General features: G+C 69.7%; 13 protein-coding genes. 8 read left to right on the top strand and 5 right to left on the bottom strand.

Features of this window, described 5'->3' with window-relative positions; genetic code table 11:
• Nucleotides 1-152: 152 nt before the first annotated feature.
• From ACFQWG_RS07140 to ACFQWG_RS07130, 3 genes are all read left to right on the top strand, one after another.
• The gene (locus tag ACFQWG_RS07140; RefSeq protein ID WP_380976273.1) at nucleotides 153-1,139 is read left to right on the top strand and encodes an adenylate/guanylate cyclase domain-containing protein; all 987 of its coding nucleotides are present in this window, start codon (nucleotides 153-155) and stop codon (nucleotides 1,137-1,139) included.
• A gap of 147 nt (nucleotides 1,140-1,286) precedes the next feature.
• Nucleotides 1,287-1,967 carry a response regulator transcription factor gene (locus ACFQWG_RS07135; RefSeq protein WP_291498028.1) on the top strand — a complete coding sequence of 227 codons (681 nt, stop codon included), beginning with the start codon at nucleotides 1,287-1,289 and terminating at the stop codon, nucleotides 1,965-1,967.
• Nucleotides 1,968-1,994: 27 nt separating this feature from the next.
• Nucleotides 1,995-3,335 carry a sensor histidine kinase gene (locus ACFQWG_RS07130; RefSeq protein WP_380973683.1) on the top strand — a complete coding sequence of 447 codons (1,341 nt, stop codon included), beginning with the start codon at nucleotides 1,995-1,997 and terminating at the stop codon, nucleotides 3,333-3,335.
• A gap of 11 nt (nucleotides 3,336-3,346) precedes the next feature.
• Here the strand turns inward: ACFQWG_RS07130 and ACFQWG_RS07125 are convergent, their stop codons facing one another.
• On the bottom strand, nucleotides 3,347-3,838 hold the full coding sequence (locus tag ACFQWG_RS07125) for a GtrA family protein (RefSeq protein WP_380973680.1): 492 nt from the start codon (nucleotides 3,836-3,838) through the stop codon (nucleotides 3,347-3,349).
• A 137-nt stretch (nucleotides 3,839-3,975) separates the two neighbouring features.
• Between ACFQWG_RS07125 and ACFQWG_RS07120 the strand changes: the two genes are divergently transcribed.
• From ACFQWG_RS07120 to ACFQWG_RS07105, 4 genes are all read left to right on the top strand, one after another.
• Nucleotides 3,976-5,148, top strand: coding sequence for a 5-(carboxyamino)imidazole ribonucleotide synthase (locus ACFQWG_RS07120; protein ID WP_380973677.1), 1,173 nt, complete (start codon nucleotides 3,976-3,978; stop codon nucleotides 5,146-5,148).
• A 253-nt stretch (nucleotides 5,149-5,401) separates the two neighbouring features.
• Nucleotides 5,402-5,935, top strand: a complete 534-nt coding sequence (gene purE, locus ACFQWG_RS07115; RefSeq protein WP_380976271.1) for a 5-(carboxyamino)imidazole ribonucleotide mutase — start codon at nucleotides 5,402-5,404, stop codon at nucleotides 5,933-5,935.
• A gap of 80 nt (nucleotides 5,936-6,015) precedes the next feature.
• Entirely contained in the window at nucleotides 6,016-7,014 is a 999-nt protein-coding gene (galE, locus tag ACFQWG_RS07110; protein WP_380973674.1) for a UDP-glucose 4-epimerase GalE, read from the top strand.
• Nucleotides 7,015-7,243: 229 nt separating this feature from the next.
• On the top strand, nucleotides 7,244-8,521 hold the full coding sequence (locus ACFQWG_RS07105) for an LCP family protein (protein ID WP_380973671.1): 1,278 nt from the start codon (nucleotides 7,244-7,246) through the stop codon (nucleotides 8,519-8,521).
• Nucleotides 8,522-8,762: 241 nt separating this feature from the next.
• Here the strand turns inward: ACFQWG_RS07105 and ACFQWG_RS07100 are convergent, their stop codons facing one another.
• From ACFQWG_RS07100 to ACFQWG_RS07085, 4 genes are all read right to left on the bottom strand, one after another.
• Entirely contained in the window at nucleotides 8,763-9,521 is a 759-nt protein-coding gene (locus tag ACFQWG_RS07100) for a MerR family transcriptional regulator (RefSeq protein WP_380973668.1), read from the bottom strand.
• A gap of 14 nt (nucleotides 9,522-9,535) precedes the next feature.
• Nucleotides 9,536-10,027 (bottom strand): hypothetical protein, encoded by a 492-nt coding sequence (locus ACFQWG_RS07095; protein WP_380973666.1) that lies wholly within the window; start codon nucleotides 10,025-10,027, stop codon nucleotides 9,536-9,538.
• A gap of 110 nt (nucleotides 10,028-10,137) precedes the next feature.
• Complete coding sequence (locus tag ACFQWG_RS07090; protein ID WP_380973663.1) at nucleotides 10,138-11,043, bottom strand: LCP family protein; 906 nt, start codon at nucleotides 11,041-11,043, stop codon at nucleotides 10,138-10,140.
• A gap of 365 nt (nucleotides 11,044-11,408) precedes the next feature.
• Entirely contained in the window at nucleotides 11,409-12,731 is a 1,323-nt protein-coding gene (locus tag ACFQWG_RS07085) for an LCP family protein (protein ID WP_380973660.1), read from the bottom strand.
• A 463-nt stretch (nucleotides 12,732-13,194) separates the two neighbouring features.
• Here ACFQWG_RS07085 and ACFQWG_RS07080 point away from each other — a divergent pair, with 463 nt between their 5' ends.
• Nucleotides 13,195-13,944 carry an IclR family transcriptional regulator gene (locus ACFQWG_RS07080; protein ID WP_380973657.1) on the top strand — a complete coding sequence of 250 codons (750 nt, stop codon included), beginning with the start codon at nucleotides 13,195-13,197 and terminating at the stop codon, nucleotides 13,942-13,944.
• The last annotated feature ends 230 nt before the right edge of the window (nucleotides 13,945-14,174 follow it).

Genomic DNA, 14,174 nt, shown 5'->3' with positions numbered 1-14,174 from the left:
CCCCCACCGATATCGCGGCGACCCGTCCCGTCGACCCGTCGACCGCGGGCGGAGCCGGGGCGTCTGGGGGCGGTCCGTCGATTGACGAGGGCGTCCCCGCTGTCGACCCGGGTTCCCGTGGGGGACCGTCGGCGCGCCGATCGGCCTCGACGATCTCGGCCTATGAAGACTTGCTGCTGGGGGGCAGGCCGACCCTGACCGCGCGCGACCTCGCGAGGCGCGCGGAGACGGAGGTCTCGGACATTGAGGACTTCTGGCTCGTCATGGGCTTCCCGTCCGTGGAACCCGATGAAGTCGCCTTCACCGAGCGGGACCTGGAGGCGTACCGGCAGTGGAATGAGCTCACGCGGTCGGGGGCCGTCGACGTGGCGACGGGCCGATCCCTGCTGCGCGCACAGTCCCATATGGCCGACCGGCTGGCGCTGTGGCAGGTCGAGGCGCTCGTCGAGGACGCGATGCGGCGCATGGACCTCGACGACACCTCCGCCCGCATGGTGGTGCTCGACCAGATGCGCACGCATGTGGACTTCCTCGGCCGTTCGCTGGTCTACTCGTGGCAGCGCCAGCTCGACGCGCTGCTCGAGCGGGTGGACCACGAGGTGTCCCGACGCGGCAGGGAGTCGGCGAGGAGGCGTTTCCCCCTCAGCCGGTCTCTGGGGTTTGTCGACATGGTCTCCTACACGTCGTCCTCCACGATCCTCGGGGGCCGCTTGGTCGGCCTCGTCGAGCGTTTCGAGGACGCCTGCCGCAACGCCGTCACCGAGGCCGGGGGCCGTGTCGTGAAGATGATCGGGGACGCCGTCTTCTTCATCGCCGACGATCTGCCCACCGGGCTGCGCGTCGTGACCTCGCTCATTGAGCGCCTCCAGGCCGATGAGGACATCCTCCCGGTGCGCGCCTCGTTCGTCCGCGGTGACGTGTTCTCCCGGTCGGGCGATGTCTTCGGGCCGCCGGTGAACCTGGCATCGCGGCTGGTCGATGTCGCTCCGGTCGGGCAGATCCTCACGGATCCCGCCACCGCCGCCGCCGTCGCGGCGGGCAAGGGAGGATCGGGCTACGAGCTCGAGGAGTTCCCCAGCGCCGAGCTCCGAGGGTTCGGGACAGTGTCGCCGTATCTGCTCTCGCGGTCGGATGAATGATGGCCGACCGGACAGCGGCGGCGCCCTCGTCGTTCCCGAGCGGAGGGGCAGGCGGACGACGTCCACGCATGATTCACATTTTGGACTAGATTTTACTCGGTCAAGAAATATGAAAAAGAGAAGGGTGCAAAGGGATAGGATGACCCAGTGACTACAGTGCTCCTCGTCGAAGACGATCCCGCGATCTCCGAACCGCTCGCCCGTGCCCTGGGCCGTGAAGGGTACGAGGTGCGGGCGCACGGCACTGGCCGAGGCGCGCTCGGCGAGCTCGACGGCGCCGACCTGGTCGTGCTGGACCTCGGGCTGCCCGACATGGACGGGCTCGACGTCGCGCGTGAGATCCGGTCCCAGGGTCGGTCCGTGCCGATCCTCATCCTCACCGCGCGCACGGACGAGGTCGACATGGTCGTCGGTCTGGACGCCGGAGCCGACGACTACGTGACGAAGCCGTTCCGCCTCGCAGAGCTGCTGGCGCGGGTGCGCGCCCTGCTGCGCCGCAGCTTCGGCGATTCCTCCGACGGCGACCTCACCGCCCAGGACGTCAGGGTGGACGTCGCGGCGCACCGAGCCTTCGTCGGCGAGCGCGAGCTCCAGCTCACGGCCAAGGAGTTCGACCTCCTCCGCGTCCTCGTGAGGGAGGCCGGCAACGTCGTGGAACGCGACGCGCTGATGCGCGAGGTGTGGGGCTCGGATCCGACCGGCTCGACGAAGACCCTCGACATGCACGTGTCATGGCTGAGGCGCAAGCTCGGCGACGACGCCGCGGACCCCCGCTACATCACGACGGTGCGCGGCATGGGATTCCGGTTCGAGACCGGGAGGGACTGACCCCGCAGGGCCGGAAGGAGGGACGTCGTGCGCAGGCGCGCCATCCAGATGATCCTGACGGCCGTCGCCGTGGTGGCGCTGCTGATGGGTGTGCCGGGCGCCTTCATGGGCTCGGCGATGGTGTGGAACAGCGAGCAGCGCAGCCTCGACGCGAGGGCCCTGTCGCTGCTGCGCGCGGTCGATCGTCGTGTCACGGAGGGCCAGGCCATCCCCCAGTCCGTCGTCGAGGCCTGGGCCGTTCCCCTGGCCTCCGACCAGCCCGTCGCCTGGACCCGTGTCGCCGCGCCCGGCGAGCAGGACGGCGCGGGCGCCGTCATCGTCGCCGGTGACGACGTGGACCGCCCGAAGATGACATCGGTGCAGTCCTCCGCCCTGGGCACGACGGTGCGCATGGAGGTCTCGGCATGGCCCGCCATCCGCAAGTCGGCGACCGTCGTCGCGATGTTCGGCGGAGGAATGCTCGTCTCGCTCATCGTGGGATGGGCGCTGGCGAACCGGCTGTCCAGACGCCTCTCCGCCCCGCTCATCTACCTCGCCGCCCAGGCCGAGCAGATCGGGTCGGGGCAGGTCCGCGCGCGGGTGAGGCCGTCGGGCATCGAGGAGATTGACCTCGTCCAGGACGAGCTGGCCCGCACCGGGGAGCGGATGGCGGGGCGCCTCGCCGCGGAGCGGCAGTTCGCCGCCGACGCCTCCCACCAGCTGCGCACCCCTCTGACCGCCCTGTCGATGCGGCTGGAGGAGATCGAGATGATCTCCACGGAGGAGGAGGTCCGCCAGGAGGCGCGGCGCTCCCTCGAACAGGTCGAGCGCATGACCCAGGTGGTCACCGAACTCCTCGACGCCAACGCCCGGGCTGGCGGGCAGACGGCCGCGATCCACATCCTCGAAGTCCTCAACGCCCTCCGCGAGGAATGGGAGGCCCCCTTCGAGCGGGCCGGTCGCGATCTCGTGTTCACCGATGAGGCGGCGGTGCCGGTGCTCGCCGACGAGGCGAAGCTCATTCAGGTGCTGGCGACCCTCATCGAGAACGCCCTGCGCTACGGCGCGGGTGTGACGCGCGTGGTCGCCCGGCGCTCGTCCAACAAGCGCGGCGTCATGATCGAGGTCTCCGATGAGGGCCCCGGCATCGAGGATGACCTGGCTCCCGACATCTTCCAGTACGGCGTCTCGGGGCACGGGTCCACCGGCATCGGCCTGGCGCTCGCCCACGACCTCATGCAGGGGATGGGCGGACGCCTGGAGCTCACGCAGCGCCGCCCCCCGGTCTTCACCGTCTCCCTGGCCGCCATCCCCGCCTCCCTCGATCCGGACCGGGTCATGCCGGAGGGGCCGCTGGTGTCGATGGGCCGTCGATCGCGCCGGTTCTGAGCGGCGTCCGGTCAACGCCCCGGACCCGACTCCCGACCGGCGCCGGTGAACACGAGCCGACGGTAGCCGGCATAGCGCAGGATCGTGCCGAGGACCAAGCCCACGACGTTCGCTGAGATGTTGTCGGCGAGCGGCCCTGTCAACCCCAGCAGGTAGTGGGAGACGCCCAGGCACGCGAGCGGGGGCAGCATCCCCAGGACGTTGATCAGAACGAAGCCGCCGAACTCACGACCGGGCGTGTCCGTGGCGCGCGCCGCGAAGGTCCAGTTGCGGTTGACCACCCACGAGAACAGCGTCGCCACGGCGACGGCACTCACCTTCGCGGCCATCACCCAGTGCTCGCCCGTGAGAACCCTGACCACGTTGAACACCGCCAGGTCGACGATCCAGTTCATCGCGCCGACGATGAGGAAGCGCAGGATCTCGATCAGCCGGTCCCGACGGCTGGCGGCGAGGCCGCGCACGCCGGGCAGTCGGTCGAGGAGCCGGTGGGCAGTGGGCACCTGTGCATCGTAGGCGGTGGCCGGCTCGGCGGGAAACGTCGTCGCTGGCTGGCTCTCCGACGCCGAGTGGTCGCCAGCACGCGACCACTCGGCGAATGGGCGGGCGGTGCCGGCGGCGCTCGGGGTAGGTTGGCCCCGTGTCGGACACCAAGCGATCGACCAGGCCAGTGGTCGCCGTCGTCGGCGGCGGGCAGCTGGCGCGGATGATGCAGGAGAGCGCGATCGCGCTGGGCATCGAACTGCGGGCGCTGGTGGAGGCGCGAGACGGCTCGACAGGGCAGGCGGTCGTGGAGGCGCCGGTGGGGGAGCCCGACGATCCCGCGGCGGTCGCGGCGTTGGTCCGCGGCGCCGACGTCCTCACCTTCGAGCATGAGCACGTGCCTCAGTCCTTGCTGGCCAGGCTGCCCCCGACCCTGTCGGTCAATCCTCCGCCGGCAGCCCTGCGCTTCGCCCAGGACAAGCTCGCCATGCGCGAACGGCTGCGCGAGCTGGAAGTGCCCTGCCCGAGGTGGGCGCGGCTCGAGACTCCCGACGACCTGACGCGCTTCGGCGAGGAGGTCGGCTGGCCGGTGATCGTCAAGACTCCGGTCGGCGGTTACGACGGCCATGGGGTGCGCGTTGCCCGAGGCCCCGGCGCCGTCGACGACTGGTTCCGAGAGGTCGACGGGCCGCTCCTCGCCGAGGAGAAGGTCCCGTTCTCCAGCGAGGTCGCAGCTCTCCTCGCCCGCAGGCCGTCGGGAGAGATCCGTTCCTGGCCGGTGGCGCAGACCATCCAGGCGGGAGGCGTGTGCTCGGCGGTCATCGCGCCCGCCCCCCTGCTCGCGCCCGACGCGGCGCGCCAGGCCCGCGAGATCGGCGAGGCCATCGCCCAGGAGCTCGGCGTCACCGGGGTCCTGGCCGTCGAGATGTTCGTCGTCGAGGACGAGGACGGGACCGGTCAGCGCGTCCTGGTCAACGAGCTGGCGATGCGGCCCCACAACTCGGGGCACTGGACGATCGACGGGTCGGTGACCAGCCAGTTCGAGCAGCACCTGCGCGCCGTCTTGGACCTGCCCCTGGGGGACACGGCCACGCGGGCGTCGTCGTCGGTGATGGTGAATCTCCTGGGGAGTTCCTTCGAGGACCCCTCACAGGGACTGGCCCGGGCACTCGCCGTCTCCTCCGACGTCCGGGTCCACTTGTATGGGAAGTCCGTGCGGCCAGGACGCAAGCTCGGGCATGTCACCGTGTGCGGAGAGGACCTGACGGAGGCGAGGGCGCTGGCCGAGGAGGCCGTGGCGGCCTTGCGCGGCGAGAGCCTCGACAGATGATCCCGTCCGATCCGCCTCGATTGCGCCGAGTGGTCGCGTGCGTGCGTCCACTCGGTGGAGAATTGGGGGTGCTGCGGGGCTCGGAGACCGGCGTGACCGGTCGTCGGGGCGATTCGTCTCCGGCGCACCGCCTCATCGTCCGGCTCTCGCCCATTGCGCGCCGCCCGCCGACTCGCGTGAAGGAGTATCCATGAAGGACCACACGGCCTCGTCCTCGTCCATCGACGCCGAACAGGAGAGGGGAGACGGGCTCATGCTCACGCGAACGGGGGAGAACCCTCTGGTGGGCGTCGTGATGGGGTCCGACTCGGACTGGCCCACGATGAGACCCGTCGTGGAGGCGCTGACCGAGTTCGGCATCGGCGCGGAAGTCGGCGTGGTCTCCGCGCACCGCATGCCCGAGGACATGGTCGCCTACGGACGCGGGGCATCGCAGCGAGGGCTGCGGGTCATCGTGGCAGGCGCGGGTGGGGCGGCGCATCTGCCCGGTATGCTGGCGGCTCTCACCGAACTGCCCGTCATCGGCGTGCCCGTGCCGCTCAAGCACCTGGACGGAGTCGACTCCCTGCTGTCGATCGTCCAGATGCCTGCGGGTGTGCCCGTCGCGACCGTGTCGGTGGGCGGGGCCCGCAACGCTGGACTCCTGGCCGCGCGGATCCTGGGGGCGGGGGAGGGTCCTGCCGCTGCTCGGCTGCGCGAACGGATGCGGTCCTTCCAGGTCGACCTGAGGGACATCGCCCTGGACAAGGGGGCGGCGCTGGCGCGGCGCGTGGCGGGGGCCGAGTGAGGGCGGGCGGCCGACGGGGCGGAGCGGCCCCGGTCGAGGCGTCCCATCGGCACGCTCTCCGGGGCTCGTAGACTGGGCGCATGAGTATTCTGGTCAGTGGCGGCGCCGGCTACATCGGCGCACATGTGGTGCGGGTCCTGCGCGAGCGGGGCGAGAAGGTCATCGTCGCGGACGATCTCTCCTACGGGAAGGCCTCCCGCATCGGGGACGCGCGCCTGGTCCAGGTGGATGTCTCCACGGACGGGGCCCGGGAGGTCCTCTCCAACATCATGGTGGACGAGGATGTGACGGCCGTCATCCACTTCGCCGCGCGCAAGCAGGTCGGCGAATCCGTCCAGCGTCCCGCGTGGTACTACCAGCAGAACATCGGCGGTCTGGCGAACATGCTGCTCGCGATGGAGGAGACGGGTGTCGACCGGATGATCTTCTCCTCCTCGGCAGCCGTCTACGGGATGCCACCCGTGGAGGTTGTGCCCGAGGACATCGAGAAGACCCCGATCAATCCCTACGGCGAGACGAAGCTGATCGGCGAGTGGATGATGGCCGACTGCGAGCGCGCCTGGGGACTCAACTGGATCGGCCTGCGCTACTTCAACGTGGCGGGCGCAGGCTGGCCCGACCTGGAGGATCCGGCGACGTTGAACCTCGTACCGATGGTGCTGGACCGTCTGGCGAAGGGCGAGTCCGCGAAGATCTTCGGGACGGACTATCCGACGCCGGACGGCACGTGTATCCGTGATTACATCCATGTGCTGGATCTGGCCGAGGCCCACGTCGCCGCCCTGGACGCGCTCGAGTCGGGGGCGCCGGCGCACCGCCAGTTCAATGTCGGCACGGGCAGGGGCACCTCGGTGCGCGAGATCATCGACGGCCTGCGCCAGGTGTCGGGCTGGGACTTCCCGGTCGAGGAGATGGCGCGCAGGGCCGGGGATCCGCCTCAACTGATCGGCGATGCCTCCCGGATCACGAAGGATCTGGGGTGGAGCGCCCAGAGGGACGTGCGCGACATCCTCCAGTCCGCATGGGATGCCTGGCAGCAGGGGCCGCGTCGTATCGCCGTCCCACTGGCCGGCGACTGAGCGTCCGGAGCCGCACTCGCGCGCCCGGCCAGGGTGGGGGCGACGCCGCCCTCGTGCTGGATCGGAGTCGCCGACGAGGCCGGGACAGCCCGCGAAAGCGCCGAGTGGTCGCCAGCTTGCGACCACTCGGCGTCAACGGTGGGTGGGTCGCGGGTGCCGAGATGGCATCGTGTCTGAACTGTGACATAGTTGTGACCATCTTGTTCCCGACTGCGGAAGGCTCCCCACCATGAGCACCAGACGCGGCGGAGCGGGCCCCGCCGCCTCCTCCCATGCCGCGGGCGCCCTGTCCTCCTTCGGCGCCGGGCGGGTCATCCTGGCCGTCGTGCTCTCCCTCGTTCTCTTCGTGGCCTCCACGGCGTGGTTCGTCTACGAGGACCTCGCTTCCGATCTCGGCGGCAACTCGATCGACATCACCGGGCTGGGCGCACAGAGCGGGGACGCGGCCGAGGACGAGCCGTCGGACTCCTTCGAGGGTCGCCCGCTGACCCTCCTGCTCGTCGGCATCGACTCGCGCGAGAACCAGGGGACGGACGAGTTCGGCACCACGAGCGATGTCAGCGGGATCCGCTCCGACACGACGATGATCGCCCATGTCTCCGCGGATCGCTCCCGCGTCCAGGTCGTCTCGATCCCCCGAGATCTGTGGACCGACATCCCAGCCTGCACACGTTCCGACGGCTCCGTGTCAGAGGAGACCGAGGACCGTTTCAACGCGGCGATCTCGATCGGGGCGAACGGGGGATACGACGTCGCCTCGGGCATCGCCTGCACGATGGCCACCGTCAAGCAGATCACCGGCTTGGACCTCGACGGATTCGCCGTCATCGACTTCAGCGGGTTCCAGCAGATGGTCGACGCCCTGGGTGGGGTCTGGTTCAACGTCGAGGAGCCCGTCGACGACCCGGACGCCGCGATCACTCTGGACGCCGGATGCCAGAAGCTCGACGGGCACGCCGCCCTGGGGTACGCGCGCGTGCGCAAGACGCTGGGGGACGGCTCGGACACGCAGCGCATCGGGCGCCAGCAGCAGCTGGTCTCTGCGATGATGCGCGAGCTGCTGTCGAAGAACTTCGTCACCGATCTGCCCTCGGTCCTCAGCTTCGTCAAGCAGGCGCTGAACGCCGTGCAGACCTCGACGGACCTCACGGACATCAACACCGATGCCGGGTTGCTGCTCTCGTTGTCCGGCATCGATCGCGCGGATATCCAATTCCTCACGATGCCCTCGGCCCCGGCCTCGTGGAATCTGAACTACGTCGAGGCCACCGAGCCGGCGGCCTCCGAGGTCTGGGCGGCCCTGGCCGACGACGTCGAACTGCCTGCGGGCACTCAGTACACCGACGGCTCCGGCAACGTGCTCACCGTCGCCGATCCCGCGCAGCCCAGCGGGGACGTGACCTCGACGCCCTCCGAGGAGCCGGCCCAGTCCGACGCCCAGAGCCGGACGCCCACGGTGGTCGAGCCGACCGCACAGGACCAGTGCCCGCCCGCGGACGCCGGCTGAGTCGCCGCGGCCTTCGCGAGGCCGGTGGCAGCCGTCGTGCGGACTCGCAGGCCATCCGTGCGATGGGCCGCGTGCGTGCCCGACGCATCCGCCTGACCGGTTGGCGGTCGTTCCGGCCGTGGCAGTCGGTCGCCGTGACGAGACGGGGGAGGCCGGGGCTGGCGCGCTCGGTGAGTCGTCTGCGTCCTTCCGGCGCGGTCGGGCTGTTCCGGTGGGCTCTCGCCTGCCCTGCGGTCAGGCGTCAACCGCGTTGCTCGAGGTTGACTGCGATCCAGATCCGCATCGCCTCGCGGATGATCTCGGCGTTGCCCTGTCCTCCGTAGACGGCCGCGAAGCGCACGTCCGCGACGTACAGCTCGGACAGCCCGGCGTAGGCGTCGCGGTCGGGGACGCGCCCGCCCCAGTACTCGGTCACCCAGCGGTGGTGGTCGGCGATCAGCCGCTGGAAACTGCCGTTCGCCGGGTCGAGGCCGCTCGTCGCCGCGTCGCGGAGTGCGGCGTTGACGTCGGCACTCTGGTCGTCAGCGGATCGTCGCTGCTTCTTGCTCATCTGGTTGCGGCGCCTGGAGCTGAGCTCCCAGGCCTCGTCGCCCCAGCGCGCGCGCACTTCGCTTTCGTACCGGCTCTGGTCGACACCTGAGAAGACCTCTGGCATGGTCATGGTCTGACCTTTCGCGATCGCGTCCAGAGTGCTGCGGACGACGGAGATCTGCTGGCTGATGCGGTCGCGCCGCTCCTCGAGGAGCGCGAGATGGGCAGCGATCACCTCGGCGAGAGGAGCGCCGTCGTCGAGTGCGATCTGAATGGCCGCGAGGGGGAGTCCGAGCGCTCGGAGCGACAAGATCCGGTAGAGCCGGGACAGCTCCTGGTCCCCGTAGAACCGGTACCCGTTGCTCGCGACTCGCGACGGGCGGAGCAGCCCGATCTGCTCGTAGTGGCGAAGCGCGCGGCTGGTCAGCCCCGTCGCCCGAGCCACATCCCTGATCGGCCACTCCGTCATGCGTCTCGTCCTTTTCAGAGCCCGCTCGGATCGAGGGCGGGACCTCCGGGGCGTTCAAAATCACCGACGATTCCCGCATTCGCCCATTCCTGCGCCGCCTCGCGGTCCGCCTGGCGCGGCGCGGTCAGCGTCATGGTGTTCCCATCCGCATCGGTGAACGTGACGTCGGTCGTGAACCACGGCGTGTCGAACGGCCCTGTGGCGCAGCCTCCCGCAGAACGGATCCGGTCGGCCACGCCGCCGAGATCAACCGCTCCCGCGGCGAACGACGCCGATACCGTCCCGCGCACCGCCACGCCCTGGGTCATCAGGATGTCCTGGTACCTCTCGCGTCGCAGATGCACGAGCGCGGGCACGCCACCGGGCCCCGGGATGGACGCCAGGGTCACGAAACCAGCGGAGGCGTACAGTCGGGCAGCGGCCGCGAGATCGCTCACCACAACGTTCACGAACATCGGCATCACGTAGATCGACCGGTCGGCGACCGGCCTGTTCTCCTCGGTCATGGACATCACCCTGCCGGTTGACGTAGCGGCAGAGTCAAGCTGGCCCGCTGCCGCGAGCGCCCGACGTGCCATCCGGGACGCCGTGTCGACGATCGTCCGACCAGCCTCAACTAGCCGGGCAGACTCGCCAGATCCTCCGCGGTGAGCGTGCCGGCGCGCAGGGAGGCGAAGAAGTCCGGCGCTGTCGTGTCCTCCAGGAGCACAGCGGACCCCGCGTCCGTCTCGTAGCCGAGCGAGACGATGGGCGGCGTCCCGGTGAGCCCCGCGTCTCCCGCCTTCCGGAAGGCGAGGACGAGGCGGGCGACGTCCACCACCGAGGAGCCCTGGTCGACGGTGAGCGCGCCCGCCCCCGCCCGTTCGAGCCGGAACGCGGAGACGGGGTTGATCAGCGTCGAGGGGGACATCGCCGTCGAGATCGTCTTCGTGACGACCTGGCGCTGGCGCTGGGCGCGCCCGATGTCGCCCAGCGGGTCGGAGTAGCGCATCCGCGAGAAGGCGAGGGCCGTCGTCCCGTCGGCCACGTGGCATCCCGAGGTCCAGACCAATCCCGAGTAGGAGTCGTTGACGTCGGAATCGAGGCACAGCTCCACCCCGCCCACCGCGTCGACGATCTCGCCCACACCGCCCATGCCGATCTCGACGTAGTGGTCGACGCTCAGACCGGACAGCGCCTCGACGGTCTGGACGAGCAGCGCCTCCCCTCCGTAGGAGTAGGCGGCGTTGAGCTTGTCCCATCCGTATCCGGGGATCTCGACGTAGGTGTCGCGGGGCAGGGAGACGGCCACCGTCTGCCCGTTCGGCGCGACGTTGACGAGCATGATCGAGTCCGCGCGCTGACCCTCGGTGCCGTCCTGGACGGCGCCGTCCGCACGCGAGTCGGACCCGGTGAGCAGGTAGGTGGTTCCGGCGGTGTCCGCCGTGGCGGGGAGCGCGTCCGTGCGCCCCAGGTGTTGGTTCGCGTCCCACAGCAGGAAGGCGATCCAGGCGAGGACCGCCACGAGCAGGAAGGCGAGCACCCGCGGCCAGTGCCGGCGCCGTCGGCGTGGGCGGGCGGCCGAGGGGGGCGCGGCCGGGGGACGAGGACTCGCCCACCGTGGCGAGCCCGTGCCCGGGGACGAGGGCGGCGCCGCCTCCCGCGCCGGCCGGCCCCCGCCTGGCGGGAAGGACGGCGGAGGGGCGTCGGAGGCCCCGAGGGTCCGGGCGGAGGGCGGCGCGTAGGAGGGGGGCGGGGTGCCTCCACGTCTCTCGGGCCCGGACGCGGCATCGGGGCGTCCGGTGACGGACCGGCGGCGCACGGGGCCGCCGGACTCGTGCGCGTCCTGGGGGTCGGGCCTCCTGCGAGGCGACCGGGGGGCGAAGGAGGGCGGCGTCGGGGGCATCGTCAGTCCGTTCCCGTCGGCGGGCACTGGTCCTGGATCGTGGCCTCGTCGGTGGTCGAGCTCGTGGTGCCGTCCGCGGCGCCGGAGGAGGGGTCCGCGGGGGCGGGAGTGCCGCCGCCCTCGTCCGTCGCGGTGCCGGCCTCCTCCTGACCGCTCTGGGAGGCGATCGGCGCCGTGACCGTCTTGACGTTGCCCGCCCCGTCGGTGTACTCGATGTCCACCGGAAGCTGGCTGTCGGAGGCGACGGCCTCCCACAGCTCGCTGGCCAACGGCTCGGAGGCGACGACGCGGTCGATGTCCCAGGAGGCGCTGCCCCAGGGCAGGGTGACGAACTCGATGTTCGCCCTCTCGATGTCGGTCAGGGACAGCAGCAGCCCGGCGTCGGTGTTGATGTCAGAGAGGTTCGTCGAGGTCTGGAGGGAGTTCAGTGCGGCCTGGATGAAGCTGAGCAGGGAGGGGAGGTCGGTCATGAAGTTCTTGGACAGGACCTCTCGGAAGATGGCGCCCACCAGCTGCTGCTGGCGCCCGATGCGGGAGATGTCGGAGCCGTCCCCGAGGTTGTAGCGGGCACGGGCGTAGGCGAGGGCCTGGGTGCCGTCGAGTTTCTGACAGCCGGCGTCGAGCTGGAGTCCCGCGTCGGTGTCGGAGACGGCCTCGTCGAGGTTGTACCAGACGCCTCCCAGCGCGTTGATCATGTCCGAGAAGCCGGAGAAGTCGACGACGGCGAACCCGTCGACGTTCAGGCCCGACATCTGCTCGACGGTCGCCTTCGTGCAGGCGATGCCGGAGGCGACGTCGTACCCCCAGTTCGCGCCGATGGTGATCGCCGAGTTGAACATGCCGGTCGTCGCCCCTGAGACCGAGCCATCCGTACGGGTGCAGGAGGGGATGTCGACGATGAGGTCGCGGGGGATCGAGACGACCTGGACGCGGGAGCGGTCGGCCGAGACATGGACGAGCATCGTCGTATCGCCGCGCAGCCCCTCGACGTCGTCGGTCGTGCCGATGCCGTCCACGGTCTGCCCCTGACGGGAGTCGATGCCCACCACCAGGATGTTGATCGCCCGTCCCGCGAAGGAATCAGCGGGGGGCGCCTCCTCCTCTTCGTCCTGCTGGCCGGACTGGGCTCCGAGCCCCGAGATGTCGAGGGCGTTGCTGTGGACATCGGAGGCGAATCCCCGGTAGACGAACCATCCGGTGGATCCGATCATGAGGACCACGGACAGGAGGCTCGCCATGACGCCCCTGAGCACCCCGAACGCCGCGGGATTCGTGGCGGCGTGCAGGATCGGGGTGAGGCCGGGGGACACCGAGTGCTTGCTCATTGATGTGATCCTATGAGGTTCTGCTGGGTTGTTCGCTGGCGGCGCGCGGGGAGGGTGCCCTGGCGGGCGGGCGCCTCGCCTATCCCGGGAGAATACTTCTGATTCATCGTCTTCCATCCCCGCTTCAAGAACGGAGCGGAATCCAATCCGATTCGCGGAGACGTTCTGCTGGCGGGATCTCTCATCAGACCTGACGCTGATCCCGACGAGGAGGGAGCATGCGTTCGCCATTCGATATGACGGTGCGAACAACACCCCGTCCACCCGAATGCGCGCGTAGCCCATACCAGGAAGGCTCTGACGCGATGCCGCGGGCCCATCCCCTCTTCGCTCGCTTCTCTCAAACTGAGCATGTTGCTGTTCTCACGTCAAATCTCGTAGGGCCAGTTGGTGACCTATTCAAGGTAGAGTCGGTGATGCCGGCCTAGCAACATGTGGTGAAGGGTGCTCTATGACAGAGTCCATGGCTGAACGCGTGGGACGGGTTCTGCTTGCTTTTGACGGTGCGCCCCATGGCGAGCGGGGTGTCAGCGAACTGGCGCGCATGATTGGGCGAGAACGCAGCCAAGTCTCCAGGATGATGAAAGCCCTGGCTCGCACGGGCCTTGTCACGCAGGACGAAGATCGCCGCACTTACCGGCTTGGGTGGAGGCTACGGGTGCTCACCGCACACGCCGGAGACGATGAACTCGTCGACGCGGTGCGCCCCTACTTGCAGTTCCTGGTCGCCCGGACTGGTGAAGCAGCCCTCTTATCAGTGCAAATCGGCAACGAGGGCTTGGTTGTCGCACGCGAGGAATCCCGATACTCCCTCCAAGCCGGCGGCCGTATCGGGCGGCGCTCCCCGCTGCACTACACGGCGGTTGGTCGGGCCCTCATGTTCGACTACGACAATGCGCACGTCAAGACGCTCGTCTCCGATGATCTTGGGATCTCGTCGTGCGGGCCCAATGCCCCACGCGACCTCGTCACGCTGTTCGCCCGGCTCGAGCGGGAGCGTGAGCAAGGATATGCGGTGGCCAGCGAGGAGGTCGAGGTCGGCCTCACGGCTGTCGCCGTGCCCCTGCGTGACGCGTCGGGGCGCATTCTCGGAGTTCTCAATGTCTCGGGCCCCTCCAGTCGCATCAGCGACAAGACCGATTCGATTGAAAAGATCGTCATGGAGGCCAGCCGACAGGCCACGCGCGCCTTGGGCACTCGCCGAGGATCCTGACGTGATGGGAGCCTGGCGCATCGATGTCGGGTGTCGCCTCTCGGGGGGGGGCCAGCGCGTGCCGGACTGCGAAGGACGTCGGCGGGATCTGACATGCGGCCTTGGCGAGTGCGATCAGAGCCGCCAGGAGGGCCGCCGTCAAGACCGACGCCACCAGCCTCTTCGCGGCGGTGAACATGGCTGGCGGCATCGTGTCCGCCCGGCCCAACAGACGTATACGGTTCCACGGG

The organism is Schaalia naturae, from assembly GCF_042665795.1.
Classification (GTDB): domain Bacteria; phylum Actinomycetota; class Actinomycetes; order Actinomycetales; family Actinomycetaceae; genus Pauljensenia; species Pauljensenia naturae.
This window is presented reverse-complemented; position numbering and strand designations above follow the sequence as displayed.